This window comes from Microbacterium stercoris, from assembly GCF_017592545.1.
Classification (GTDB): Bacteria; Actinomycetota; Actinomycetes; order Actinomycetales; family Microbacteriaceae; genus Microbacterium; species Microbacterium stercoris.
On the sequence record NZ_JAGFOA010000003.1, the window covers coordinates 196,870 to 221,432 of the forward strand.

A 24,563-nucleotide genomic window follows, 5' to 3' on the forward strand; every position below is an offset into this window, starting at 1 on the left:
CGCCGCGGGGCGCCGCCCGGTGGGTGTGTATCGCGTGCATCATGTGACGTCAACCCGAGACCGGATCGACCCCGCCACGTAGTCTGAGCGCATGGGACTGTTCTCGCGGAAGAAGAATGACGACGACCAGCCGGCCGCCGAGGTCTCCGCGCAGCCGGCGGACGCCGCGGACACCACCGCCGCCGCCGAGGCTCCGGATCACTCCGAGCAGGAGACGCAGGAGACGCCCGAGACGCCGGCCGAGCCGACGCCTCAGGTCGGGATCTCGCTGTCGTCGTTCCGCGGGCTGGGTGGCGATGCGGGGCCGCGTCCGCCCGTGACGCCGCAGGGGGATCCGCGCATCCCGAGCCCCCACGACACGCTCCGCCCCGGCACCGCCCCCGCGCAGCCCGCGCCGCGTGACCTGCCGCTCGCGCCGGCCGCTCCGCCCGAGAAGCTCGAGACCGTGCCCGGCCTGCGCGACAACGCGCTGCTGCGCGACGCGCTCGCCGCCCTGCCCGAATCGGCCACCGGCGTGCAGATGCTCGGGGTGGTGCGTCAGCTGCTCCAGGGCCACGTGTTCCTGCGCGTGCAGGGCAATGCCCGCGAGCAGCTCGCCGAGGGCAACGGCCGCCTGTCGTTCGGCATCGCCCGCGATGGCGACAAGACCTACATGCTCGTGTTCAGCTCGGGCAAGGCGCTGCACGATGCGGTGCGCGCGGATGGCGACGCCTCGACGTCGGCGGTGGGCCAGCCCGTCTCGCAGATCCTGAAGCACGTCATCGACCAGAACTTCGCTGGGATCATCGTCGACAACAACTCGGCACCCGCCCGCGCGGTGCTTCCCCGCGAGGTGCTCGAGCGCGCGCTGTCGACCATCGACCCCGGCCTGCGTCTGAAGAGCGCCGTCGCCGCTCCGCGCGACGCCGACAGCCCGCGCAAGGTCGCCGAGGTGCTCGCCGCGGGAGTGCCGCTGTGGGTCGCGGTGGGCAAGGCCGAGGGCAACGACCAGGTCGGCATCGCCGAGGCGCGCCTGGCCGACGGCACGCGCCTGCTGCAGGTGTACTCCCACCCGCTCGAGGTCGCCGCCCAGGGCCGGGACGAGCGCGCCCTGCCGCTGTCGGTGGGACGCGTCGCCCAGATCCTGCGGGAGCACGAGGCTCTCGGCGGTCTGCTGATCGACCCCGCGGGTCCGCTCATCACGCTCTCGCGCGACGAGCTGGCCCCGGTGCTCGCCCTGCCGCCGGAGCCCGTCGACGGCTCGGCCCCGGCCGGCCCGGCAGGTTCAACCGCGACGACGGCCACCACGGCCGCCCCCGACGACGCGGTCCCCGGGCCGGTCGACGGAGCCCCCGACCTCGACGACTGAGCCTCCGGCACGCCGAGCGCAAGCCCTTACCTCCGGTGGCTCCGCCTCCGTAGGGTGGCCCCATGGCGTCGGAGCGCATCACCCTGACCATCCCGGGACCGGAGGGCGACCGCGAGGTCGGTCTCTCGAGCCCCAACCGCGTGCTGTGGCCGGATCTCGGGATCACCAAGCATGAGCTCGCCGAGTACGCGATCGCGGTGGCCGATGCGTTCCTCGCGCACAACGGGCACCGACCGGTGTCGCTCGAGCGCTATCCGGATGTCGTCGGCGGCGAGATGTTCTTCTCGAAGAACCCGCCCAAGGGCGCCCCCGCGTTCGTGAAGTCGGAGACCGTCCGCTACAACAGCGGGCGGCGGCATCCGCAGATCTATCTCACCGAGGCGGCCGCGATCGTGTGGGCGGTGCAGATGAACACGGTGGTGTTCCACCCGTGGGCGTCGCGCGTGCCGGCGACCGACAATCCCGTCGAGCTGCGCATCGACCTCGATCCGCAGCCCGGCACGGGATTCGCCGACGCGATCCCTGCCGCCCACGCCCTGCGCGAGGTGCTGCGCGAGGCCGGCCTCGAGGCGTGGATCAAGACGAGCGGAAACCGCGGACTGCACGTGTTCGCGCCGATCGTGCCCGAGTGGGAGTTCCTCGACGTGCGCCATGCGGTCATCGCAGCCGGACGTGAGCTGGAGCGCCGGATGCCCGACAAGGTCACCACAGCCTGGTGGAAGGAGGAGCGCGGCGAGCGCATCTTCGTCGACTTCAACCAGGCCAACCGCGACCGCACGATGGCCGGCGCCTACAGTCCGCGTGCGCTGCCGCACGCCTCGGTGTCGACGCCCCTGCACTGGGACGAGCTCGACGACGTCGATCCCAAGGTCTTCACGGTGCGCACCATCCCCGACCGGCTCGCGCAGGGCGATCCGTGGGCGGGCATCCAGGATGCGCCCGCGCGGATCGACACGCTGCTCGAGTGGTGGCAGCGCGACCTCGACTCGGGCCTGGGCGAGCTGAACTTCCCGCCGGAGTTCCCCAAGATGCCCGGCGAGCCGCCGCGCGTGCAGCCGAGCAAGAAGAACGCCGAGAACTGGGACGCGGAGGGCAATCGGATCGGCGACTGACGCGGTGCCATCCGGATCCGTCTCGCGAGGCCGTCAGAGGCCCTCGATCAGCCGCTCGATCAGCAGCGTCGATCCGATCAGGATCATCAGGGCTCCCGATACGCGCGTGACGACGGCGGATGCGCGGGGGCGGGACGACAGGATCCGTCGCGCCAGCAGCGCGACGAGCGAGTAGACCACGACGCAGTCGAGCAGGTGCAGTCCGCCCAGCACGAGCATCTGCGCGGACGGGGGCCAGCCGTCGGCGGACGTGAACTGGGGGAGCAGCGCGAGCAGCAGCAGCAGGCCCTTCGGGTTGATGCCGCTGACGCCCGCGCCCCGCGCGAACTGGGCGAGGGCCGTGCCGCCCAGGGAGCGGTCGCTGGCGACGGGCGCGTCGACGCGCGCGAGCAGGGCGGACAGGCCGAGGAAGACGAGGTAGGCGCCGCCGGCGAGCGTGAGCACGGTGAGCACCATCGGCACCTGCGCGACGACGGCGCCGACGCCGACGGCCACAGCCGCGATCACCGCGGCGTAGCCCGCCACGATGCCGGCGATCGAGGGCACCGCCGAGCGGCTGCGGATGCCGGCGGCGATCGCGTAGGCCCAGTCGGCCCCGGGGGTCACCGTGAGCGCCAGGGCGATCCCCCAGAACTGCAGCAGGAGCGACGCGTCCATCTGATTCCTCTCGACAGCAAGGAATCTATGGCTCTCTCCGCGAAATGTGCTTCGTGATCTTCGGGCGATTCGACGACATCGTGCAAGGATATTCTGTATGGATGCGCTCGACCGCGAAATTCTTGCACGGCTCCAGGATGACGGCCGCGCGAGCATCACCGACCTGGCAGGTCAGGTGGGGCTGAGCGTGTCCGCATGTCACCGGCGGGTGCGCGATCTGGAGCAGTCGGGCGCGATCCAGCGCTACCGCGCCGTCGTGTCGCCCCGCACCGTCGGCCTCGAGTTCGAGGCGATCGTGTTCGTCACCATCGGGCGCACCGATCTTGCGACCATCACGGCCTTCGAGGCGGCGGTGGCCGCCCTGCCGAACGTGGTCGAAGCCGAGCGCCTCTTCGGCGAGGCCGACTACATGCTGCGGGTGCTGACGGCGGATCTCGCCGCGTACCAGCAGCTGTACGACACCGCGCTGGGCGGCCTTCCGGGTGTGCAGCGCCTCAGCTCGACGCTCGTGATGAAGCGCGTGGGGCCGGAGCGCACGATTCCGCTCGGCTGATCCGGTCCCTCCGCCCGTCGAGCGGCGCGGGATCCGGGTCGCGCGGTCAGTCCTCAGCGGGGTGGCGGAAGGTGCGGCGCGAGGTCTTCTCGGGCACGCGCTCGCCGACGCGCTTGTTGGCGCGGCGCACCTCGCGCGGCGGGCGGTCGCCGAGGAACGACGCCGCCGAGTCGACGAGGAAGTCGCCCGAGAGCAGTTCGCGGCCGACCAGCATGCGGAAGCCCATCGCGTCGCGACGCGTCAGCGTGACCTCGGCGGGCAGGATCCGGCCGTGCAGGCGCACGTCGAGCATCACCACGATGCGCTTCTCGGTGTGCCCCGACGAGCTGCGCACCCGGCGGCGATCGTGCACCGGCAGCTCGACGGTGACCGCGTCATCCGCGCTGCGCTGCCACGGATGCACCTGGAAGCGCACCCACGGGGCGCCGTCGCGCTCGAATTCCTTGAGCCCGAATGCATGCAGCGAGGATGTCTGCGCGCCCGTGTCGATCTTGGCCTTGAGCCACTCGACGCCGACGCCGGGCAGTCCCACCCACTCGCGCCAGCCGACGAGCGTCTGCTCGTCGGGGGTGATTGGATGGGTGGACACGCTCCTATCCAACCAGCAACCTCAGGACGCATCCGTGAAGATCGCCATTCTGTCGCGCGCGCCGCGCGCCTACAGCACCCAGCGTCTGCGGGCCGCAGCACTCGACAGGGGCCACGACGTCAAGGTGCTGAACACCCTGCGCTTCGCGATCGACCTGTCGAGCGACGTGCCCGATCTGCAGTTCCGCGGCCGTCGCCTGTCGGAGTACGACGCGATCATCCCGCGCATCGGCAACTCGATCACCTACTACGGCACGGCCGTGGTGCGTCAGTTCGAGCAGATGGACGTGTACACCCCGAACACCGCCAACGGCATCGCGAACTCGCGCGACAAGCTGCGGGCCAACCAGATCCTCTCGCGCCACGGCATCGCGATGCCCGCGACCGCGTTCGTGCGCAACCGCGCCGACGTGGTGCCGGCGATCGAGCGTGTGGGCGGCGCGCCCGTCGTGCTGAAGCTGCTCGAGGGCACGCAGGGCATCGGCGTGATCCTCGCGCCCGAGATCAAGGTCGCCGAGGCGATCGTCGAGACGCTGCAGTCGGCGCGCCAGAACGTGCTCATCCAGCGCTTCATCAAGGAGTCGCGGGGCCGCGACATCCGCGCACTCGTGGTCGGCGACCGCGTGGTGGCGGCCATGCGTCGCTCGGCGAAGGGCGACGAGTTCCGCTCGAACGTGCACCGTGGCGGATCCGTCGAGCCCGTCGCGCTGACCGAGGAGTACGAGCGCACCGCGGTGCGCGCCGCCCAGATCATGGGCCTCAAGGTCGCCGGTGTCGACATGCTCGAGTCGGACGAGGGCCCCCTCGTGATGGAGGTCAACTCGTCACCGGGCCTGCAGGGCATCGAGGAGGCCACAAAGCTCGACGTGGCCGGCGCCATCGTCGACTACATCGCCAACCAGGTGGCCTTCCCGCAGATCGATGTGCGCGAACGCCTCTCGGTCTCGACCGGCTACGGCGTGGCCGAGCTCGTGGTGCACGGCGACGCCGAACTGGTCGGCACGAAGCTGTCGGAGTCGGGCCTGCCCGAGCGCGACATCACGGTGCTCACGCTGCACCGCGGCGCGGGCGTGATTCCGAACCCCAAGGGATCCGTTGTGCTCGAGGCCGAGGACCGCCTGCTGTGCTGGGGCAAGCTCGAGGAGATGCGCTCGATGATCCCCGAGCGCCCCAAGCGCCGCCCGCGCATCAAGAAGCTGCCGAAGAACCCCATCCCGGAGCGCGTCGACCCCGAGGACTGACCGCGGCGGGTTCGGTCAGGAGCCGCGGAGCGGATCCGCGGACCGGCTCAGTCGATCACGTCGCCGAGGTCGTACTTCGCCGGCACGTCGAGCTGCGAGAAGCGGCACGACTCCGCGTCGCGGTCGGGGCGCCAGCGCTCGAACTGCACCGTGTGGCGGAAGCGCATGCGGAAGGCCGGATCGCCCTCCAGCTGGTCGTAGCGCACCTCGAGCACACGCTCGGGGCGCAGGGGCACGAACGCGACGTCCTTCGAGGACGAGAAGCGACTGCGCTCGCCCTCGGCCGTGACGATCGCGCCGTCGGCGTCGCGCGAGACGAGCGGCTCGAGCTCGTCGATCAGCTCGAGCCGGCGCTTGTCGCTGAATGCGCTCACCCCGCCGACGCTGTGCAGCTCGCCGGCCTCGTCGTACAGGCCGACAAGGAGCGACCCCACGCCCTGGCCGCTCTTGTGCACGCGGTAGCCCACCGCGACGACGTCGGCCGTGCGGGCGTGCTTGATCTTGAGCATCGTGCGCTTGCCCGGGGCGTAGGGCTGGTCGGCCGGCTTGGCCACGACCCCGTCGAGGCCCGCTCCCTCGAACTCCGCCAGCCACTGTTCGGCGAGCTCGCGGTCGTCGGTGGCGCGGGTGAGGTGCAGCGGATGCGGCACGTCGGCCAGCAGCGCCTCGAGCCGCGCCCGCCGCTCGCGGAAGGGCCGGTCGAGCAGCGACTCGTCGCCCACCTGCAGCAGGTCGAAGGCGATGAGCATCGCCGGCGTCTCGGCCGACAGCTTCGCGATGCGGGACGCGGCCGGATGGATCCGCTGCGAGAGCGTGTCCCACGACAGGCGCTGCGATCCGGGCTCGCCGACCGCGATGACGATCTCGCCGTCGATCACGCACGGCCCGGGCAGGATCTGCGCGAGCGCCTCGGACAGCTCGGGGAAGTACCGGGTGAGGGGCTTGGCGCCCCGAGATCCGAGCTCCACGCTCTCGCCGTCCCACGACGCGATGACGCGGAATCCGTCCCACTTCGGCTCGAAGACGAGGCCGCCGGGGAACTTCGCCGGATCCGGGATCGCCGGCACGGCCTTCGCGAGCATCGGTGCGGGGATGTCATGATCCATGCGGCCATCCTGCCCGGCCTTCGGGGAAGCGGCCAGGGGTGGACAAACGCCTCACCGAGAGGTGGGGAACAGATCCTCCAGGGATGCGCGCTCGCCGGCGTCGGCCAGGGCGGTGCGGGCGGCGTGCCATCCGGCCATGCCGTTCACGCCCGGGCCGGGCGGGGTCGAGGCCGAGGCGAGGTAGACGCCGCGCAGGGGTGTGCGCCACGGCGCGGTCGAGAGCACCGGGCGACGGAAGGCCTGCGCCAGCGTGAAGGCGCCGCCCAGGATGTCGCCGCCCACCTCGGCGGGGTTGCTCGCCTCGCGCTCGGACGCGGGCACGGCGTGAGAGGCGAGGATGCGGTCGCGGAAGCCCGGCGCGAAGCGCTCGACCTGACGGGTGACGGCCTCGGTCGGATCGAACGTCGAGCCGTTGGGCACGTGCATGTACGTCCACAGCACGGCCTTGCCCTCGGGCGCCCGCGAGGGATCCAGGATCGACGGCTGCACCGTGAGCACGTACGGACGCTCGGGCACACGGCCGCGTGCCACAGCGTTCTCGCTTTCCTCGACCTCGTCGCGCGTGCCGCCCACGTGCACGGTCGGCGCGTGGTGCACGTCGGGATTGGTCCAGGGCACCGGACCGTCGAGCGCGAAGTCGACCTTCGCGGCGGCCGCGCCATAGCGGAACGCCCGGATCGCCTTCGCGTACTTCTCGGGCAGGCCGCGGTGGGTCAGCAGGAGCTTCGGCGAGCCGGCGAGCACCAGGATGTCGCCCTGTGCCGGATCGCCCCAGTCGAGCGTTGAGAGGTCGGTCACCTCGCGGTCGGTCTCGATGAGCCCGCCGTGCGCGCGCAGGTCGTCGGCGAGGGCATCCGGGATCGCCTGCGCACCGCCGATCGGATACGCCCAGCCCTCCTCGCTGTGGGCGAAGGCCGCCAGCAGCATGCCGGATGCCGCGGCCGAGAGCGACGGCAGGTTCGTGTTCGCATGGGCGAGCACGCCGCTCAGCAGCGCCGCGCCCTCGTCGGTCTGGAAGGTGTGCCGGCTGAGCGACGTGCCCGCCTCGAGCACGCGCAGGCCGTACCGGATCGTCGTGAGCGGGTCACGGGGGATCCGCAACAGCTGGTTGCCGGTGAAGTCGAGCACACCCTCGAGGTGGCGGGAGAGCGGACGGGTCATCGCCCGCCACGCGTGGCCATCGGGCCCGAGCTCGGCCACCGTGCGGTCGAGGTCGCGCCAGGCCACCGCGGCTCGCCCGCCGTCGAGCGGCTGCGCGAACGAGGCGTCCGGACGGATCCATCCGACCTTCTGCTCGATCCCGAAGGCGCGGAAGAAGGGCGAGGTGACGGTGGCCGGATGCACCGCCGAGCACACGTCGTGCCGGAAGCCGGGAAGCGTCAGCTCGGCGGTGCGGGTGCCGCCGCCCACCGTGCTGGCGGCCTCGAGGACCGTGACGGCGTAGCCCGCGCGAGCGAGCGCGACGGCGGCTGCGAGGCCGTTGGGCCCGGATCCGATGACCGTTGCGCGCGTCATGAGGCCAGTCTGTCATCCCGGGCTGCCGGGCGGAGGGGACATCGATCCGGTCGCCCCGCGCAGGTGCGAGACGCCGCGATCAGACGAACGCGCCCATCCCGGTGATGTCGCGGCCGATGATGAGCGCCTGCACCGACTCGGTGCCCTCGTAGGTGTGGATCGCCTCGATGTCGGCCAGGTGCTGCATCACCCCGTTCTCGAGCAGGATGCCGTTGCCGCCCAGCAGGTCGCGCGCCGTGCGGGCGATGTCGCGCGCGGTGCGGGTGTTGTGGAACTTCGCGAGCGACGCCTGCGTCGGGCGCAGCGCCCCCGCCGCCTCGAGATCGGCGAGCCGGCGGCAGTAGAGCTGCATCGCCGTGAGCTGCGACAGCATCTGCGTCAGGCGCTCCTGCACCATCTGGAACTTCGCGAGGGGCTTGCCGAACTGCGTGCGCTGCGTCGAGTAGGCAAGGGCCGCCTCGTAGCAGGCGGTGGCGTGACCGAGGGCCGACCAGGCCACGCCCGACCGCGTGGCGAACAGCACGGTCGAGGTGTCCTTGAACGAATGCGTCCCCGGCAGCACGGCGTGCTCGGGGAGCACCACGTCGTCGAGCGTGATGTGCGCCTGGTGGATGCCGCGCAGCGACAGCTTCCCCGTGATGACGCGGCCCGTGTAGCCCGGGGTCTCCTGCGGCACGAGGAAGCAGCGCACCTGGCCGTGATCGGCGTCGCCCTCCCGGTCGACGCGCGCCCACACGAACGTGATGCCCCCCGAGGCCCCGTTGCCGATCCACTTCTTCGCGCCGCGCAGGATCCAAGATCCGTCCTGGAAGCGCGCGCTCGTCTCGAGACTCGTGGAGTCGGATCCGTGATCGGGCTCGGTCAGGGCGAATGCGCCGAGCACCTCGCCGCTCGCGAGCGGCTTCAGCCAGCGAGCCTGCTGCTCCGGCGAGCCGAACAGGGCAAGCGTGCGCAGCGCGAGCCCTCCCTGCACGGCGATCACGGTGCCGAGCGAGCCGTCGGCGCGCGAGACCTCCATGTTCACCAGGCCGGCGGCGAGAGGGCTCATCGGCGACAGGTCGGGGTGCTCGATGCCGTCGACGTACAGATCGGCGTCGCCGAGTGCGCTCAGCGCCTCGAGCGGATACTCGGCCCTGTCCCACGCCTCGGCCATGCGGGGCGCGAGCGCCTCGCCGACCGCGCGGGCACGCGCCCACTGGTCGCGATCCGATCCGGACACATCCGCGAACACCGCGTAGTAGTCGGTGTCGAGCGGGGACGTGACGTCGTAGGAGAGGACTTTCTCACCGGGGAAGAGCTCCGTTGCCATGGCGCCAGGCTAGGTGGGCTCCGCGGCAACACGACAGTCGTTTGTGGGCCTTCGCCAACCCCTAGACTGGAGACGTTCGCAACGCGCCCGTCACGGAGGTCTCCTTCATGTTCATCATCTCGCTGATCCTGTTCCTCGGCGGGTTCGCGCTGTTCGGCCTCGCGTTCAACATCGACGACTTCCAGGGCGTGGTCTTCGCGGCCGGCATCATCGCCGTCTGCCTCGCGATGGCCCTGCCGATGCACTTCGGCAGCACGCAGAAGTCGCGCTGACGCCTCCGTCTTCGAGAAGGGCCCCGGATCATCCGGGGCCCTTCTCGCGTCTGAGGTGCCGTCCAGGTACGTCCGTATGGCGGTAGTAGGCTGGGTTCCCGTCAAATATCTTGACGTCGAGACAATCAGTCTCCTCCCGTGGCCCCACCGAAGGAATGCAACGTGGACCTGTACGAGTACCAGGCTCGAGACCTTTTTGAGAAGTACGAGGTGCCGGTGCTCGCCGGCATCGTCGCCGACACCCCGGAGGAGGTGAAGGCAGCCGCCGAGAAGATCGGCGGCGTCGTGGTCGTCAAGGCTCAGGTCAAGACCGGCGGTCGCGGCAAGGCCGGTGGCGTCAAGGTCGCGAAGACCCCCGACGAGGCGTACGAGGCGGCCAAGGCCATCCTCGGGCTCGACATCAAGGGCCACGTCGTCAAGCGCGTGATGGTCGCGCAGGGCGCCGACATCGCCCGCGAGTTCTACTTCTCGGTGCTGCTCGACCGCTCCAACCGCTCGTACCTGTCGCTGGCCTCGGTCGAGGGCGGCATGGAGATCGAGCAGCTCGCGGTCGAGAAGCCCGAGGCCCTCGCCAAGATCGAGGTCGACCCGCTGACCGGCATCGACGAGGCCAAGGCGCTCGAGATCGCGAAGGCCGGCGGCTGGGACGAGGAGCTCGCCCCCAAGGTGGCCGAGGTCTTCGTCAAGCTCTACAACGTCTACAAGACCGAGGGCGCGACGCTCGTCGAGGTCAACCCGCTCGTGCTCACCGGCGCCGGCGACATCGTCGCCCTCGACGGCAAGGTGTCGCTCGACGACAACGCCTCCGAGGTGCGCCACCCCGAGCACGAGGAGCTCGAGGACAAGGACGCGGCCGACCCGCTCGAGGCGAAGGCCAAGGCCAACGGCCTCAACTACGTCAAGCTCGACGGCCAGGTCGGCATCATCGGCAACGGCGCGGGACTTGTGATGTCGACGCTCGACGTCGTCGCCTACGCCGGCGAGAACCACGGCGGCGTGAAGCCCGCCAACTTCCTCGACATCGGCGGCGGCGCCAACGCCACCGTGATGGCCAACGGCCTCGACGTGATCCTCGGCGACGAGCAGGTCAAGTCGGTCTTCGTCAACGTCTTCGGCGGCATCACCTCGTGCGTCGCCGTCGCGGAGGGCATCGTCAAGGCCCTCGAGATCCTCGGCGACGCGGCCACCAAGCCCCTCGTCGTGCGCCTCGACGGCAACCAGGTCGAGGAGGGTCGCGCGATCCTCGCCGCCGCAAACCACCCGCTCGTCACCCTCGCAGCCGGCATGGACGAGGGCGCCGACAAGGCCGCCGAGCTGGCGAACGCCTGAGCCCCGGATCGGATAAGGACTAGACAGATGTCGATCTACCTCAACAAGGACTCCAAGGTCATCGTCCAGGGCATCACCGGCGGTGAGGGCACGAAGCACACCGCCTTGATGCTCAAGGCGGGCACCCAGATCGTCGGCGGCGTCAACGCCCGCAAGGCCGGCACCACCGTCACGCACGAGACCGCGCACGAGGGCGAGGTGGACCTGCCCGTGTTCGGCACGGTCGCCGAGGCCATGGAGAAGACCGGCGCGGACGTGTCGATCGCGTTCGTGCCCCCGGCCTTCACCAAGGACGCGATGATCGAGGCCATCGACGCCGAGATCCCGCTGCTCGTGGTGATCACCGAGGGTGTGCCCGTCGGCGACACCGCCGAGGCGTGGGCCTACGCGAAGTCGAAGGGCAACAAGACCCGCATCATCGGCCCGAACTGCCCCGGCATCATCACGCCGGGTGAGGCGCTTGTGGGCATCACGCCTGCGAACATCACGGGCAAGGGCCCGATCGGCCTCGTCTCGAAGTCGGGCACCCTGACCTACCAGATGATGTTCGAGCTGCGCGACCTGGGCTTCTCGACCGCCATCGGCATCGGCGGCGACCCGGTCATCGGCACGACGCACATCGACGCGCTCGCCGCGTTCGAGGCCGACCCCGAGACCAAGGCCATCGTCATGATCGGCGAGATCGGCGGCGACGCCGAGGAGCGCGCGGCCGACTTCATCAAGGCGAACGTCACCAAGCCGGTCGTCGGCTACGTCGCGGGCTTCACGGCCCCCGAGGGCAAGACGATGGGTCACGCGGGCGCGATCGTCTCCGGCTCGGCCGGCACCGCTCAGGCGAAGAAGGAGGCCCTCGAGGCCGCCGGCGTGAAGGTCGGCAAGACGCCGTCCGAGACCGCCTCGCTGATGCGCGAGATCATCGCGGGCCTGTAAGCCCGCCGCCTCGAAGGCCCCGTTCTCCGGAACGGGGCCTTCGTCGTTCCCGGCGGCGAACCGGTAGATTCGACCGGTGACCAAGACTGCCGCTGAGACCCACGCTGAGACCCAGCCCCGGGGCGCGATCGACCGCTTCTTCTCGATCAGCGAGCGGGGGTCGACGATCGGCACCGAGGTGCGCGGTGGCATCGTCACCTTCGTGACGATGGCGTACATCGTGATCCTGAACCCGATCATCCTGTCCGGATCGCAGGACGTCGCGGGCAACAGCCTGTCGTTCCCGGCCGTGGGGGCGGCGACCGCTCTGGCGGCGGGTGTGATGACGATCCTGTTCGGTCTGGTCACGCGCCTGCCCTTCGCGTTCGCCGCAGGTCTCGGCATCAACGCGTTCCTGGCCTTCTCGGTTGTGGGCGACGTGACGTGGCCGGAGGCGATGGCGCTTGTGGTCGTCAACGGCCTCATCATCGTGCTGCTCGCGGCCACCGGACTGCGCAAGATGATCTTCGACGCGGTGCCCATGCAGCTGAAGCTGGCGATCACCGTGGGCATCGGCCTGTTCATCGCCTTCATCGGCTTCGTCGACGCGGGCTTCGTCACCTCGACCGGCAGCGCCTCGCCGCCCGTCGGGCTCGGTGTCGCCGGATCGGTCGCGACCGTGCCGACCCTGCTGTTCGTCGTCACCCTGCTGATCACGGGCATCCTGGTGGCCCTGCGCGTCAAGGGCGGCATCCTGATCGGACTCGTCTCGGGCACGGTGCTCGCGGTGATCGCCGAGGCGATCTGGCACTTCGGTCCCGCAGCCGACGGAAAGGGCGGCTGGGGGCTCACGGTGCCGACGCTGACCGGATCGCCGTTCTCGGTTCCCGACCTCAGCCTCGTCGGCGCGGTCGACTTCGGCTTCGACCTCAACAAGGTCTCGGCCGTCACGCTGATCATGATCGTGTTCACGCTGGTGTTCTCGAACTTCTTCGACGCCATGGGCACCATGACGGGTCTCGCCAAGGAGGCCGGTCTGTCGGATGAGCACGGCGACTTCCCGCGCATCAAGTCGGCCCTGATCGTCGAGGGCGTCGGCGCCGTCGTCGGAGGCGCGACGTCGTCCTCGTCGAACACCGTGTTCATCGAGTCGGGCTCGGGTATCGGCGAGGGCGCCCGCACGGGCCTCGCGAACGTGGTCACGGGCGTCCTGTTCCTGCTGGCGATGTTCCTCACGCCGCTCACCTCGATCGTGCCGAGCGAGATCGCCGCGGCCGCGCTCGTGATCGTGGGCGCGATGATGATGTCGCAGATCGCCCACATCGACCTGACGGACTTCCGCGTGCTGCTGCCGGTGTTCCTCACGGTCACCGTGATGCCGCTGACCTACTCGATCGCCAACGGCATCGGCGCCGGATTCGTCTCGTGGGTGCTGATCCAGGCGCTGTCGGGTCGGGCCCGCCGGGTCAGCCCGCTGCTGTGGGTCGTCGCCGTGGGCTTCCTGATCTTCTTCGCCCGCGGTCCGATCGAGGCGCTGCTCGGCGCCTGATCCGGATCAGACGCGACGGATCTCGAACACCGGGTGCTCCGCCGCGATCGCCGCGAAGGCGGCGACGTCGGCATCCGGCGCCGCCGCCACATGGGGGCGCACGATCGGGATCTGCTGCACGTACTGCTTCAGGATCGGCGCGGCCGCCGCGGGCTGGGTGACCTCGATCGCCCGGATGCGGTCGCGGCGCGGTCCGCGTTCGAGCGTGGCCTCGCCGCCGGCCGCACGCAGGTTCTGCACCCATCCGACCGGTCCGTAGGGCGCGACGAGGTATTCGCGCCCGTCGACCGTGATCGGCGTCACGGGCACCGTGCGCGGCTCACCCGAAGCGCGCCCCGTGACGGTGAGCGACGAGATGCCCGCCGGTGCCAGACCGCGCCGGCCGAGCGCGGCCATGATCCAGTCGATCCGTCTGCGTATCGGGGTGTTCGTGTACGTGCCCGCCATGGCGCCCACGCTACGGGTGCCGGCGCGTGCGCGGAACGCTCGGGATCGGATCCGGCCCGATCTGTCCCCGACTCCGAGAACGCCCTTAGCCTGGGGGCATGCCTCTGAATGGTGAATATCTTCCGTCCGTGTCGGACTGGGCGCGTGAGCAGGCCGAGCTGATCGAGGCCTCGGGAGGGGCCAAGGGCACGGAGCTGCAGGGCAAGCCCGTGATCGTGCTGAGCACGATCGGCGCCAAGACCGGCGGGCTGCGGAAGACCGCGCTGATGCGCGTCGAGCACGACGGCCGGTACGCCGTGGTGGCCTCCAAGGGCGGTGCGCCCGATGCGCCGCAGTGGTCGCACAACCTGCGCAAGAACCCTCACGTGGAGCTGCAGGACGGTGCCGTGAAGAAGGACTACACGGCCCGCGAGCTCGACGGCGCCGAGTACGACGAGTGGTGGGCGCGAGCGGCGGAGGCCTGGCCGGCGTACAACGACTACCAGACGAAGACCGACCGGAAGATCGCCGTCTTCCTGCTCGAGCCCGCCGAGTGACGTTCGTGGTCAGCACGCGCCGAGCGGGCCGGATGGCTCGCGGCGCGTCCTGACCACAACCGCGCCCGGGCGGTGAGCCGCCGGGGGAGTGTCAGAGGGGCGACGTAGAGTCGGTGGCGTTATGCATCGTCTCGTCGTCGCCCTGCTCGCAGCCCTCGACGCCGCCGTGTCCGCGATCGTCGGATGGGCCGCCGCGCTCGTGCCGCTGATGCTGATGTGGGTGTTCGCCTTCGGCGGGCTGGCCGACTGGTCGGCGCTCTGGCCCGCGACCATCCGCATCTGGCAGCTGGGCAACCTGGTGCCGCTCGCGGTCGCGCTCGACGACACGTTCCTGCTCGACATGGGGCTGCCGCCCGAGGCCGCCGCCTTCGGCCTCTCGCTCGCGCCCCTCGCCTTCGCCGTGCTCATCGCGGTCTTCGCCGCCCGCTCCGGCCGCCGCGCGGTGCAGTCGGGCCGCTGGTTCACCGGATGGGCCGCGGGCACGTTCACCACCGCTCTTGCCGCGGTGATCGCCCTGCTGACCTCTGCCAACCCGGTCGCGTCCGTCGCGCCCTGGCAGGCGATCCTGTTCCCCACGCTGGTGTACGGCCTGCCGATGCTGCTGGGCGCCGTCACCGGCGCATGGATCCACGGCGACGGCGGCCTGGTCGACAGGCTGCACGACATCGCTGACCGCTTCCCGGCCGGATGGCGCGAGTTCCCCGCACTCATCCTGCGCGGCGGCGGCATGGCCCTTGCGGGCGTGGTCGCGTTCGCGGCCGCGACCATCGCGATCGCCGTGCCCTTCCGCGGAACGCACGTGATCGCGCTGTACGAGTCGGCGGGCGCCGACCTCACCGGCACCGTGCTGATCACGCTCGCGCAGTTCGCGTATCTCCCCACGCTCATCGGGTGGGCCGTCTCCTGGATCGCCGGGCCCGGCTTCGCGCTCGGCGCGGGCACCGGCGTGACCCCCGCGGGCACGCAGCTGGGCGTGCTGCCCGGCCTGCCGGTTCTCGGCCTGATCCCCGAGAACGGCTCGCCCTTCCTGCTGCTCGCGGTGCTCGCCCCGGTGGTCGCCGGCGCGCTCGCGGGCTGGGGCATCCGCATCGCCTTCCGCGCCGAGGCGCAGGCCGAGGGCTCCGACCACGAGCCCGCCGTGCCGCGTGTGATGCTCGCGGTCGGCATCGCGGTGGTCGCCGGAGCGGGCGGCGCGCTGATCGCGGTCTTCACGTCCGGATCCTTCGGGCCCGGTCGGCTCGCGGTCGTCGGCCCCGAACCCGGGGCGATCGCTGTGGCCCTCGGCCTCGAGGTGCTGGTGGGTGCGGCCATCCTGCTGCTCGCGCCGCGACGATACGAGCGGCGTCTGCAGGAGTTCATGCGGGGCGACGACCTCGATCTCGACGTGGACGCCGACGCCGAGCCCGGTGGCACCGAGGCAGTGCTGCCCGGCCGGGCGGCTGAACGGCACCGGGCCGCCTCGGTAGACTGAGCGGGTGCTGAAGGTCGCCGTCCTCATCTCGGGCACTGGTTCCAATCTCCGAGCCCTCCTCGAGGCGGCCGCCGACCCCTCGTACCCGGCGGAGATCATCGCCGTCGGCGCCGACCGCGACGCCGCGGGCCTGGCGCACGCCGAGGAGTTCGGCGTGCCGACCTTCGTTGTGCCCTTCGCGGCGCACGAATCGCGCGAGGCCTGGGGTCGGGAGCTCACCGCCCGGCTCGCGGAGATCGAGCCCGACCTCGTGGTGCTGAGCGGCCTGATGCGGCTGCTTCCGCATGGTGTGGTCGAGCGCTTCGCGCCGAACATCATCAACACCCACCCGGCCTACCTGCCCGAGTTCCCCGGAGCACACGGCGTGCGCGACGCACTCGCCGCGGGCGTCGACCAGACCGGCGCCAGCGTCATCGTCGTCGACGACGGCGTCGACACCGGCCCGATCGTCGCGCAGGAGCGCATCCCCGTGCTGCCCGGCGACACCGAGGAGACCCTGCACGACCGCATCAAGCCGGTGGAGCGCCGTCTGCTCATCGACGTGGTGCGCCGCATCGCCACGGGCGACCTCCCTCCCCGCTGACCCGTCCGATCCGCGACCCGCGCGATCCGGACCCCTGACCCCACCGATCCGATCCGCCTCATCCGAAGGAGCACCTCCATGGCCGGTCCCCGCCACGACCCCTCGCTGTACCGCGAACGCGATGTGGTGCCGATCCGGCGCGCGCTCGTGTCGGTCAGCGACAAGACCGACCTGCTCAAGCTCGCCGAGGCGCTCGCGAGCGCCGGCGTGGAGATCGTCTCGACCGGATCGACCGCGGCCACCATCCGCGAGGCCGGTCACGAGGTCACCGACGTCGCCTCGGTCACCGGATTCCCCGAGATGCTCGACGGTCGCGTGAAGACGCTGCACCCGAACGTCCACGGCGGCCTGCTCGCCGACCTGCGCCTCGAGAGCCACGAGTCGGCTCTCGGCGACTTCGGCATCGCGCCGTTCGAGCTCGTGGTCGTCAACCTGTACCCCTTCGTCGAGACCGTGAAGTCGGGCGCGCAGGGTGACGACGTCGTCGAGCAGATCGACATCGGCGGCCCGGCCATGGTGCGTGCGTCTGCGAAGAACCACGCCAACGTCGCGATCGTGGTCTCGCCCGCGTCGTACCCGAGCATCATCGAGGCCGTTGCGAACGGCGGCACCTCGCTCACGCAGCGCCGCGAGCTCGCCGCGCGTGCCTTCGCGCACACCGCCGCCTACGACACGGCCGTGGCGCAGTGGTTCGCCGAGGAGACCATCCAGGGCGAGACCGCGCTGCCCGACCACCTGACGATCCAGGCCGAGAAGCTCGCCGACCTGCGATACGGCGAGAACTCGCACCAGCGCGCGGCGCTCTACTCGCGCGTCGGCGGCCACGGCATCGCCCAGGCCACGCAGCTGCAGGGCAAGGAGATGTCGTACAACAACTACGTCGACGCCGACGCCGCCCTCCGCGCCGCGTACGACATGGTCAACCCGGCCGTCGCCATCATCAAGCACGCCAACCCGTGCGGCATCGCCGTCGCGGCGCCCAACGCGCTCGACCCGATCGCTTCGGCGCACATCCGCGCCCACGAGTGCGACCCCGTGTCGGCCTTCGGTGGCGTCATCGCCGCGAATCGCCCCGTCACGCTGAAGATGGCCGAGAACCTCCGCGACATCTTCACCGAGGTCATCGTGGCGCCCGACTTCGAGCCGGCCGCGCTCGAGGTGTTCAAGTCGAAGAAGAACCTCCGCCTGCTGAAGCTGCCCGAGAACTGGCGCCAGGAGCTGATGGACGTGCGCCTGGTCTCGGGCGGTCTGCTCTTCCAGGACGCCGACCGCTTCCCCGAGGACGACTTCGAGTCGGTGGCCAAGGACTGGCAGCTCGTGGCAGGCGAGGTGCCCGAGGGCGTCTCGATCGAGGACCTCGTCTTCGCGTGGAAGTCGTGCCGCGCGGTCAAGTCGAACGCCATCGTGCTCGCCAAGAACGGCGCCACGGTCGGCGTCGGAATGGGCCAGGTCAACCGCGTCGACTCGTGCCGCCTCGCGGTCGAGCGCGCCGGCGATCGCGCCGCCGGATCGATCGCCGCGTCGGACGCCTTCTTCCCCTTCTCGGACGGTCCCGAGGTGCTGATGAACGCCGGCATCTCCGTCATCATCCAGCCGGGCGGATCCGTCCGCGACGAGGAGACGATCGCTCTCGCGAAGGAGCGCGGCGTGGCCATGTTCTTCACGGGTGAGCGCCACTTCTTCCACTGATTCGCACGTCTCGAACGGCCCGGGTGCCTCCGCACCCGGGCCGTTCTGCGTCTCGGGGCGCGGAGGGCGGGGGCGCGGGGTGGGCGGGGGTGCGGGTTCGGGGCGGGGGCGGATCGGGAGGGGATCCCGGATCCGGAGGACGGTGCTGGGTGATCCGGTCCTCCCATCCCGGGATGTCCTCCGACTCCGGGAGGGTGCGGCCGGCAGGTGGTGCGGGTCGGGAGGGGATCCCGGATCGGGAGGGTCGCGCTGGGTGATCCGGTCCTCCCGTCTCGGGATGTCCTCCGACTCCCGGGGCGGTGCGGCGCCGCGGCGCGGGCGGGTCGGGAGGGGATCCCGGATCGGGAGGGTCGCGTTGGGTGATCCGGTCCTCCCGTCTCGGGATGTCCTCCGACTCCGGGGCGGTGCGGCCGGCGCCGCGGCGCGGGCGGATCGGGAGGGGATCCCGGATCCGGAGGGTGGCGTTGGGTGATCCGGTCCTCACCTCGCGGGATGTCCTCCGACTCCGGGGCGGCGCGGGCGGATCGGGAGGGGATCCCGGATCCGGAGGGTGGCGTTGGGTGATCCAGTCCTCCCGTCGCGGGATGTCCTCCGACCTCGGGCGCTACTGCCGGGCAGCGGGGCGGGTCGGGAGGGGATCCCGGATCGGGAGGGTCGCGTTGGGTGATCCGGTCCTCCCGTCTCGGGATGTCCTCCGACTCCGGGTGGTTGCGGCGCCGCGGCGCGGGCGGATCGGGAGGGGATCCCGGATCCGGAGGGTCGCGGTGGGTGATCCGGTCCTCCCGTCGCGGGATGTCCTCCCCCCCCCGGGGCCGCCCCCGCCCGCACCCCCACACCCGGCGCGGGGCTTATACGCCGGTGGTCGCCGCTCGGCAAGCCCCTGGGGTGCGCACTCGAACCGGTTCAGCCTGGTCTGAACCGGTTCAAGCAGAGGAGCTCCGATGCCCGCGCGCCGACCCACCATCGCCGACGTCGCCCGCCACGCGGGTGTCAGCAAGGGCCTGGTGTCGTACGCGCTCAACGACCGGCCGGGCGTCTCGAGCGACAGCCGTCGGCGCATCCTCGCGGCGGCAGACGATCTGGGATGGACACCCAGCCTGCGCGGGCGGTCTCTGAGCACCGGCCGCTCATTCGCCTGTGGCCTGGTGGTCGGGCGCAGCCCGGACGTCATCGCCGCCGACCCCTTCTTCCACTCGCTCATCGCGGGCCTCGAGGACGTGTTCGCCGCATCCGGACAGGTGCTGGTGCTCGCGGTCGCCACCCCCGGGCGCGAGGAGGCCGAGACGTATCGGGGACTCGCCGACGACCGCCGGGTCGACGGCGTGGTGATCACCGACCTGCGCGCCGGTGACGAGCGGATCGCCCTCGTCGAGCGGCTCGGGCTGCGCGCCGTGACCCTCGGCCGGCCCGACGTCGTGAGCCCCTTCCCCTCCGTGTCGGTCGACGACGGTGCGGGCATCCGCGGTGCGGTGGCGCACCTCGCGGGCCTCGGGCATCGGCGCATCGCGCACGTCGCCGGCCCCGCGGCGATGCTGCACGGTCAGCGCCGGGCGGATGCCTTCGCCGCCGCCGCCGAGGCCGCTGGCCTCCAGCCGGTCATGGTCGAGACCGACTTCAGCGCCGCCGAGGGCGCGGAGGCCACACGCCGACTGCTTGCCGCGCCGGATCGGCCGACGGCGATCGTGTACTCGAACGACCACATGGCGCTCGCCGGGCTGGGGGTCGCGCAGCGGCTGGGCCTTCGCGTACCCGAGGACCTGTCGATCACCGGCTTCGACGACACCGAGCTGGGCCGGGTGATCCATCCGTCGCTCACCTCGGTCGCAACGGATGCGCGCGCGTGGGGATCGGCTGCGGCGCGCGCGCTGGTCGCGGCACTCGAGGGCGCGCCCGCCGAGCACGTCGCACTGGCCGAACCCACCCTGATCGTCCGCGAGTCCACGGGACCCGCACCCTCAAATCCACCACGCGGCTGAGCCGCCCACAGCAAGGAGCAGGAATCATGCAACGACGCATCATCCTCGCCGCCGCGGCGGCAGCCGGAGCCCTCACCCTCACCGCCTGCACGTCCGGCGGGGGCGGGGGCGGGGGAGGCGGAGGTGGCGGTGACCTCGAAGCGCGAGGCGACATCACCATCTGGTACTCCAACAACGAGGCCGAGATCACCTGGGGCAAGCAGATGGTCGAGGCCTGGAACGCCGAGCATCCGGACGAGCAGGTCGAGGCGCAGGAGATCCCCGCCGGGGCATCGAGCGAGGAGGTCATCGGCGCCGCGATCACCGCCGGCAACGCGCCGTGCCTCGTGTTCAACACGTCGCCCGCCGCCGTGCCGCAGTTCCAGAAGCAGGGTGGCCTGGTCAACCTGTCGGAGTTCGAGGACGGCGACGACTACATCACCGAGCGCAGCGGCGAGCTGGCCGACCAGTACCGCTCCGAGGACGGCGGCTTCTACCAGATGCCGTGGAAATCGAACCCCGTGATGATCTTCTACAACAAGGCCCTCTTCGCGCAGGCGGGGCTGGACCCGGAGGATCCGAAGCTGTCGACCTACGACGAGTTCCTCGACACCGCCCGGGCCCTCAAGGAGGCGGATGTCGCGCCGTACGCGATCAACCCGGCTCCCACCAGCGAGTTCTTCCAGTCGTGGTTCGACTTCTATCCGCTGTACGCGGCGCAGACCGGCGGCACACAGCTGGTGGAGGACGGCAAGGCCACCTTCGACAGCGACGACGGCCGGGCCGTGGCCGAGTTCTGGCGCACCCTCTACGACGAGCAGCTCGCCGGGCAGGAGCAGTACCAGGGCGACGCCTTCGCCGACGGCCACGCTGCCATGTCGATCGTGGGTCCCTGGGCCGTTGCGGTCTACGGCGAGGACGTCGACTGGGGGGCCGTGCCCGTGCCGACCGCCGACGGCACGGCGCCCGAGGAGACCTGGACCTTCAGCGACGCCAAGAACGTCGGCCTGTTCACCGCCTGCGAGAACAAGGCGACGGCCTGGGACGTGCTGAAGTTCGCCACCAGTGAGGAGCAGGATGGCCTGTGGCTCGAGACCACGGGGCAGATGCCCATGCGGCAGGACCTCACCTCGGCCTTCCCCGACTACTTCGAGGCGAACCCCGCCTATCAGCAGTTCGGCGATCAGGCCGGGCGCACGGTCGAGGTGCCGAACGTGCAGAACTCGATCGAGATCTGGCAGGCCTTCCGCGACGGATACTCCGAGGCGGTCATCTTCGGCGAGACCGAGATCGACCAGTTCCTCACCGACACGGCCGGCCAGATCGACGAGCTCGCGGCGGGCTGATCCGTGGCGAAGCCGAGGCGGCTGCTGGGCGAGCACCCGCACGGGGTGCTGTTCGCCGCGCCCTACGTCGCGTTCGTCGTGCTGGTGTTCGCCTGGCCGATCGTCTTCGCCGTGTGGATGTCGTTCCAGGACTACTTCTTCGCCGCCCCCGGGGCGGTCGTCGACCGTCCGTTCGTCGGGTTCGACAACTACGCGACCGTGCTGGCGGATCCGGATGTCTGGGAGTCGTTCCGCAACGTCGGCGTCTTCCTCGTCATCAACGTGCCGCTGACGGTGGTGCTGTCGATCGTGCTCGCCACGGCGCTGGATCGCGTGGTGCACGCGCGCACGTTCTTCCGCGTGAGCTACTACGTGCCGTACGTGACGGCGTCGGTCGCGGTCGTGGCGGTGTGGCTGTTCCTCTTCTCGCGCGGGGGGCTCGTCAACAACCTGCTGGGACCGCTCGCGCCGGATCCGTCGTGGCTGGTGAACGGCGCACTCGCGATGCCCGTGATCGCGCTCTTCGTGACCTGGAAGGGGCTCGGGTTCTACATCCTGCTCTATCTCGCGGCCCTGCAGAACGTGCCGAAGGAGCTGCACGAGTCGGTCTCGGTCGATGGCGGGGGCCGCGTGCGGCAGTTCTTCTCAGTGACGGTGCCGGGAGTGCGTCCGGCGACGCTGCTCGTGGTGCTGCTGGCGACGATCACGGGCGCGAACCTCTTCACCGAGCCGTACCTGCTGACGGGCGGCGGCGGCCCCAACGGCGCCTCGACCTCGCCCGTGCTGCTGATCTACCAGCGCGGCATCGAGCAGGGGAACCCGGATGTCGCCGCGGCGATCGGCGTGATCCTGATGGCGCTTGTGCTGATCATCGCGGCGATCCAGCGTCGCTTCGTCGGAGGTGAGGAGTCATGAGGCGTGCGCTCGCCGGCAAGGCCGCCCTGTACGTGGTGCTCTCGCTCGGCGCCGTGGCCTTCCTGTTCCCGTTCTGGTACATGGTGATCGGCTCGCTGCAGACCGACGTCGATACGTCGATCCGCGGGGCGTTCCCCGATCCGGGCAACCTCACGCTCGACAACTACGTGGCGATCGACGGCCGGATCGATCTCGTGCAGGGCCTGATCAATTCGGGCATCTTCACGGGAGGCGTGATCCTCGGCACGGTGGTCTTCGGGGTGCTGGCGGGCTATGCGCTCGCGGTGCTGCACTGGCGCGGACGCGGTGCCGTCTTCGCGCTGGCGCTGCTGGTGCAGGTGATCCCGTTCCAGCTGCTGATGATCCCGCTCTACGTCATGATCGCGCGGGACTACGGGCTCTCCGACAGCTATCTCGGGATGATCCTGCCGTTCTTCATCAATTCGACCGCGGTGGTGATCTTCCGGCAGTACTTCCTGCAGCTGCCTGCCGACCTGTTCTCGGCCGCGCGGATCGACGGCGCGGGGGAGTTCCGCCTTCTGTGGAGCGTCGCGCTGCCGCTGGTGCGGCCCGCGCTGCTGACGGCCGTGCTGCTGACATTCATCGGGCCCTGGAACGAGTTCCTCTGGCCGTTCCTCATCACAAAACGGGCCGACATGCAGCCCTTGGCGGTGTCGCTGGCGAACTTCATCTCGAACGTCGCGGCGTCGACCTCCAACCCCTTCGGCGCCATGATGGCCGGCGCGGTCGTGCTGGCGGTGCCGGCCGTGACGCTGTTCATCCTGTTCCAGCGCTACTTCACATCGAACGACCTCGGATCCGGAGTGAAAGGCTGACGATGATCCCCTACCGACTGCAGCGCATGGGCGTTGTGATGACTCCCGCCCCGGGCGACCCCCTCGAGGCGGAGGGTGTGCTCAATCCCGGATCCGGGCGCGGACCCGACGGCGCTGTCTACCTGCTGCCCCGCCTTGTGGCAGACGGCAACGTCTCGCGCGTCGGCCTTGCCCGGCTCGTGATCGAGGACGGCGTGCCCGTCGGCGTCGAGCGCGAGGGGGTGGTGCTCGAGCCGGATCGCGGCTGGGAGCGGGGCGTGGGCAATGCGGGCGTCGAGGATCCCAGGGTCACACGGATCGACGCGCTCGGCCTGCACGTGATGACCTACGTCGCGTACGGGCCGCTCGGGCCGCGCACGGCCATCGCGGTGTCGGAGAACCTGCGCGAATGGCGGCGGCTCGGACCGGCGCTCTTCCGCTACGACGATGCGCTCGACATGGACCTCAACCTCTTCCACAACAAGGACACGGTGTTCTTCCCCGAGCCGGTGACCGCGCCGGACGGCACCGAGAGCCTGGCCGTGCTGCATCGGCCGATGTGGGACCTCGACGAGACCAAGGCCGGCCAGGGAGTGCGGCTGCCCGCGGGGATCACCGACGAGCGCCAGTCGATCTGGATCAGCTACGTGCCGCTCGCCGCCGTGCGCGCCGACATCGCGAATCTCGTGCTGTGGGAGCAGCACCGCTTCGTCGCCGGCCCCGAGTTCGGCTTCGAGGCGCTCAAGATCGGCGGCGGACCCCCGCCCCTGCGTGTGCCCGAGGGGTGGCTGGTGCTGCACCACGGCGTCACCGGCGAGCTCGCGAGCGCGTTCGCGCAGCAGCAGAAGGTGAACTACGCCGCCGGTGCCCTGCTGCTCGACGGCGAGGACCCCTCGCGCGTGCGGGATCGCACGCCGGAGCCGCTGCTGGCCCCCGAGACCGACGACGAGCGCAGCGGCATCGTGCCCAACGTCGTCTTCCCCACCGCGATCGAGGAGATCGAGGGACGCCTGTTCGTGTTCTACGGCATGGCCGACTCGAAGATCGGCGTCGCCCTGCTCGAGCGCACCGACTGATCCGCCCCGGTGGTGCCCGCGCCCGGCCCTCCTGGGGGTGCCGGGTCGGGAGGGGATCCCGGATCCGGAGGGTCGTGTGGCGGGATACGGTCCTCCCGGGGCGGGATGTCCTCCGGCGCCGTGGGCTGGGTGCGGTGCCGGGTCGGGAGGGGATCCCGGGGCCGGAGGGTCGCGTTGGGCGATCTGGTCCTCCCGGTGCGGGATGTCCTCCCGCGCCGTGGGCTGGGTGCGGTGCCGGGTAGGGAGGGGATCCCGGATCCGGA

23 protein-coding genes are annotated in these 24,563 nt (G+C 70.8%); 17 read left to right on the plus strand and 6 right to left on the minus strand.

The window, feature by feature from the left end; all coding sequences use genetic code 11:
• The first annotated feature begins 91 nt into the window (after window positions 1–91).
• On the plus strand, window positions 92–1,348 hold the full coding sequence (locus tag J5V96_RS08680; protein WP_208502828.1) for an SseB family protein: 1,257 nt from the start codon (window positions 92–94) through the stop codon (window positions 1,346–1,348).
• Window positions 1,349–1,410: 62 nt separating this feature from the next.
• Window positions 1,411–2,460 (plus strand): non-homologous end-joining DNA ligase, encoded by a 1,050-nt coding sequence (gene ligD, locus J5V96_RS08685; RefSeq protein WP_208502831.1) that lies wholly within the window; start codon window positions 1,411–1,413, stop codon window positions 2,458–2,460.
• Between the two features lie 33 nt (window positions 2,461–2,493).
• On the opposite strand, the gene J5V96_RS08690 is transcribed toward ligD, so the two are convergent.
• Window positions 2,494–3,117 carry a LysE family translocator gene (locus J5V96_RS08690; protein ID WP_208502833.1) on the minus strand — a complete coding sequence of 208 codons (624 nt, stop codon included), beginning with the start codon at window positions 3,115–3,117 and terminating at the stop codon, window positions 2,494–2,496.
• 97 nt (window positions 3,118–3,214) lie between these two features.
• On the opposite strand from J5V96_RS08690, the gene J5V96_RS08695 reads away from it, so the two are divergent.
• Window positions 3,215–3,670: an Lrp/AsnC family transcriptional regulator gene (locus tag J5V96_RS08695; protein WP_208502835.1), complete on the plus strand. Its 456-nt coding sequence runs from the start codon at window positions 3,215–3,217 to the stop codon at window positions 3,668–3,670.
• A gap of 46 nt (window positions 3,671–3,716) precedes the next feature.
• Here the strand turns inward: J5V96_RS08695 and J5V96_RS08700 are convergent, their stop codons facing one another.
• Entirely contained in the window at window positions 3,717–4,259 is a 543-nt protein-coding gene (locus J5V96_RS08700) for an ATP-dependent zinc protease family protein (RefSeq protein WP_307793568.1), read from the minus strand.
• Between the two features lie 34 nt (window positions 4,260–4,293).
• Between J5V96_RS08700 and rimK the strand changes: the two genes are divergently transcribed.
• Window positions 4,294–5,499 (plus strand): 30S ribosomal protein S6--L-glutamate ligase, encoded by a 1,206-nt coding sequence (gene rimK, locus J5V96_RS08705; RefSeq protein ID WP_208502837.1) that lies wholly within the window; start codon window positions 4,294–4,296, stop codon window positions 5,497–5,499.
• 47 nt (window positions 5,500–5,546) lie between these two features.
• On the opposite strand, the gene J5V96_RS08710 is transcribed toward rimK, so the two are convergent.
• From J5V96_RS08710 to J5V96_RS08720, 3 genes are all read right to left on the minus strand, one after another.
• Window positions 5,547–6,605 carry an ATP-dependent DNA ligase gene (locus J5V96_RS08710; protein WP_208502839.1) on the minus strand — a complete coding sequence of 353 codons (1,059 nt, stop codon included), beginning with the start codon at window positions 6,603–6,605 and terminating at the stop codon, window positions 5,547–5,549.
• Window positions 6,606–6,656: 51 nt separating this feature from the next.
• Complete coding sequence (locus J5V96_RS08715; RefSeq protein WP_208502841.1) at window positions 6,657–8,120, minus strand: phytoene desaturase family protein; 1,464 nt, start codon at window positions 8,118–8,120, stop codon at window positions 6,657–6,659.
• Window positions 8,121–8,199: 79 nt separating this feature from the next.
• Window positions 8,200–9,429: an acyl-CoA dehydrogenase family protein gene (locus J5V96_RS08720; RefSeq protein ID WP_208502843.1), complete on the minus strand. Its 1,230-nt coding sequence runs from the start codon at window positions 9,427–9,429 to the stop codon at window positions 8,200–8,202.
• A gap of 107 nt (window positions 9,430–9,536) precedes the next feature.
• Here J5V96_RS08720 and J5V96_RS08725 point away from each other — a divergent pair, with 107 nt between their 5' ends.
• The 4 genes from J5V96_RS08725 (at window position 9,537) to J5V96_RS08740 (ending at window position 13,488) form a co-directional block, all read left to right on the plus strand.
• The gene (locus J5V96_RS08725; RefSeq protein WP_208502846.1) at window positions 9,537–9,701 is read left to right on the plus strand and encodes a hypothetical protein; all 165 of its coding nucleotides are present in this window, start codon (window positions 9,537–9,539) and stop codon (window positions 9,699–9,701) included.
• A gap of 162 nt (window positions 9,702–9,863) precedes the next feature.
• The gene (sucC, locus tag J5V96_RS08730) at window positions 9,864–11,030 is read left to right on the plus strand and encodes an ADP-forming succinate--CoA ligase subunit beta (protein ID WP_208502848.1); all 1,167 of its coding nucleotides are present in this window, start codon (window positions 9,864–9,866) and stop codon (window positions 11,028–11,030) included.
• Between the two features lie 27 nt (window positions 11,031–11,057).
• Window positions 11,058–11,960, plus strand: coding sequence for a succinate--CoA ligase subunit alpha (gene sucD / locus J5V96_RS08735; protein WP_208502850.1), 903 nt, complete (start codon window positions 11,058–11,060; stop codon window positions 11,958–11,960).
• 67 nt (window positions 11,961–12,027) lie between these two features.
• Window positions 12,028–13,488, plus strand: coding sequence for an NCS2 family permease (locus J5V96_RS08740; protein WP_372439939.1), 1,461 nt, complete (start codon window positions 12,028–12,030; stop codon window positions 13,486–13,488).
• A 6-nt stretch (window positions 13,489–13,494) separates the two neighbouring features.
• On the opposite strand, the gene J5V96_RS08745 is transcribed toward J5V96_RS08740, so the two are convergent.
• Entirely contained in the window at window positions 13,495–13,935 is a 441-nt protein-coding gene (locus tag J5V96_RS08745; RefSeq protein ID WP_208502855.1) for a nitroreductase/quinone reductase family protein, read from the minus strand.
• Window positions 13,936–14,033: 98 nt separating this feature from the next.
• Here J5V96_RS08745 and J5V96_RS08750 point away from each other — a divergent pair, with 98 nt between their 5' ends.
• The 9 genes from J5V96_RS08750 (at window position 14,034) to J5V96_RS08790 (ending at window position 24,300) form a co-directional block, all read left to right on the plus strand.
• Window positions 14,034–14,471: a nitroreductase family deazaflavin-dependent oxidoreductase gene (locus J5V96_RS08750; protein WP_208502856.1), complete on the plus strand. Its 438-nt coding sequence runs from the start codon at window positions 14,034–14,036 to the stop codon at window positions 14,469–14,471.
• A 121-nt stretch (window positions 14,472–14,592) separates the two neighbouring features.
• Window positions 14,593–15,942: a cell division protein PerM gene (locus tag J5V96_RS08755; RefSeq protein ID WP_208502859.1), complete on the plus strand. Its 1,350-nt coding sequence runs from the start codon at window positions 14,593–14,595 to the stop codon at window positions 15,940–15,942.
• A gap of 4 nt (window positions 15,943–15,946) precedes the next feature.
• Window positions 15,947–16,525 carry a phosphoribosylglycinamide formyltransferase gene (purN, locus tag J5V96_RS08760; RefSeq protein WP_208502861.1) on the plus strand — a complete coding sequence of 193 codons (579 nt, stop codon included), beginning with the start codon at window positions 15,947–15,949 and terminating at the stop codon, window positions 16,523–16,525.
• A 78-nt stretch (window positions 16,526–16,603) separates the two neighbouring features.
• On the plus strand, window positions 16,604–18,214 hold the full coding sequence (purH, locus tag J5V96_RS08765; protein ID WP_208502863.1) for a bifunctional phosphoribosylaminoimidazolecarboxamide formyltransferase/IMP cyclohydrolase: 1,611 nt from the start codon (window positions 16,604–16,606) through the stop codon (window positions 18,212–18,214).
• Window positions 18,215–19,155: 941 nt separating this feature from the next.
• The gene (locus tag J5V96_RS08770) at window positions 19,156–20,190 is read left to right on the plus strand and encodes a LacI family DNA-binding transcriptional regulator (RefSeq protein ID WP_208502866.1); all 1,035 of its coding nucleotides are present in this window, start codon (window positions 19,156–19,158) and stop codon (window positions 20,188–20,190) included.
• A gap of 26 nt (window positions 20,191–20,216) precedes the next feature.
• Window positions 20,217–21,515 (plus strand): extracellular solute-binding protein, encoded by a 1,299-nt coding sequence (locus J5V96_RS08775; protein WP_208502868.1) that lies wholly within the window; start codon window positions 20,217–20,219, stop codon window positions 21,513–21,515.
• Between the two features lie 3 nt (window positions 21,516–21,518).
• Window positions 21,519–22,409 carry a carbohydrate ABC transporter permease gene (locus tag J5V96_RS08780; protein WP_208502871.1) on the plus strand — a complete coding sequence of 297 codons (891 nt, stop codon included), beginning with the start codon at window positions 21,519–21,521 and terminating at the stop codon, window positions 22,407–22,409.
• Window positions 22,406–23,245, plus strand: a complete 840-nt coding sequence (locus J5V96_RS08785; protein ID WP_208502873.1) for a carbohydrate ABC transporter permease — start codon at window positions 22,406–22,408, stop codon at window positions 23,243–23,245. Before J5V96_RS08780 ends, J5V96_RS08785 begins: the two co-directional genes overlap by 4 nt.
• A 2-nt stretch (window positions 23,246–23,247) precedes the next feature.
• Complete coding sequence (locus J5V96_RS08790) at window positions 23,248–24,300, plus strand: glycoside hydrolase family 130 protein (protein WP_208502875.1); 1,053 nt, start codon at window positions 23,248–23,250, stop codon at window positions 24,298–24,300.
• Window positions 24,301–24,563 lie beyond the last annotated feature (263 nt).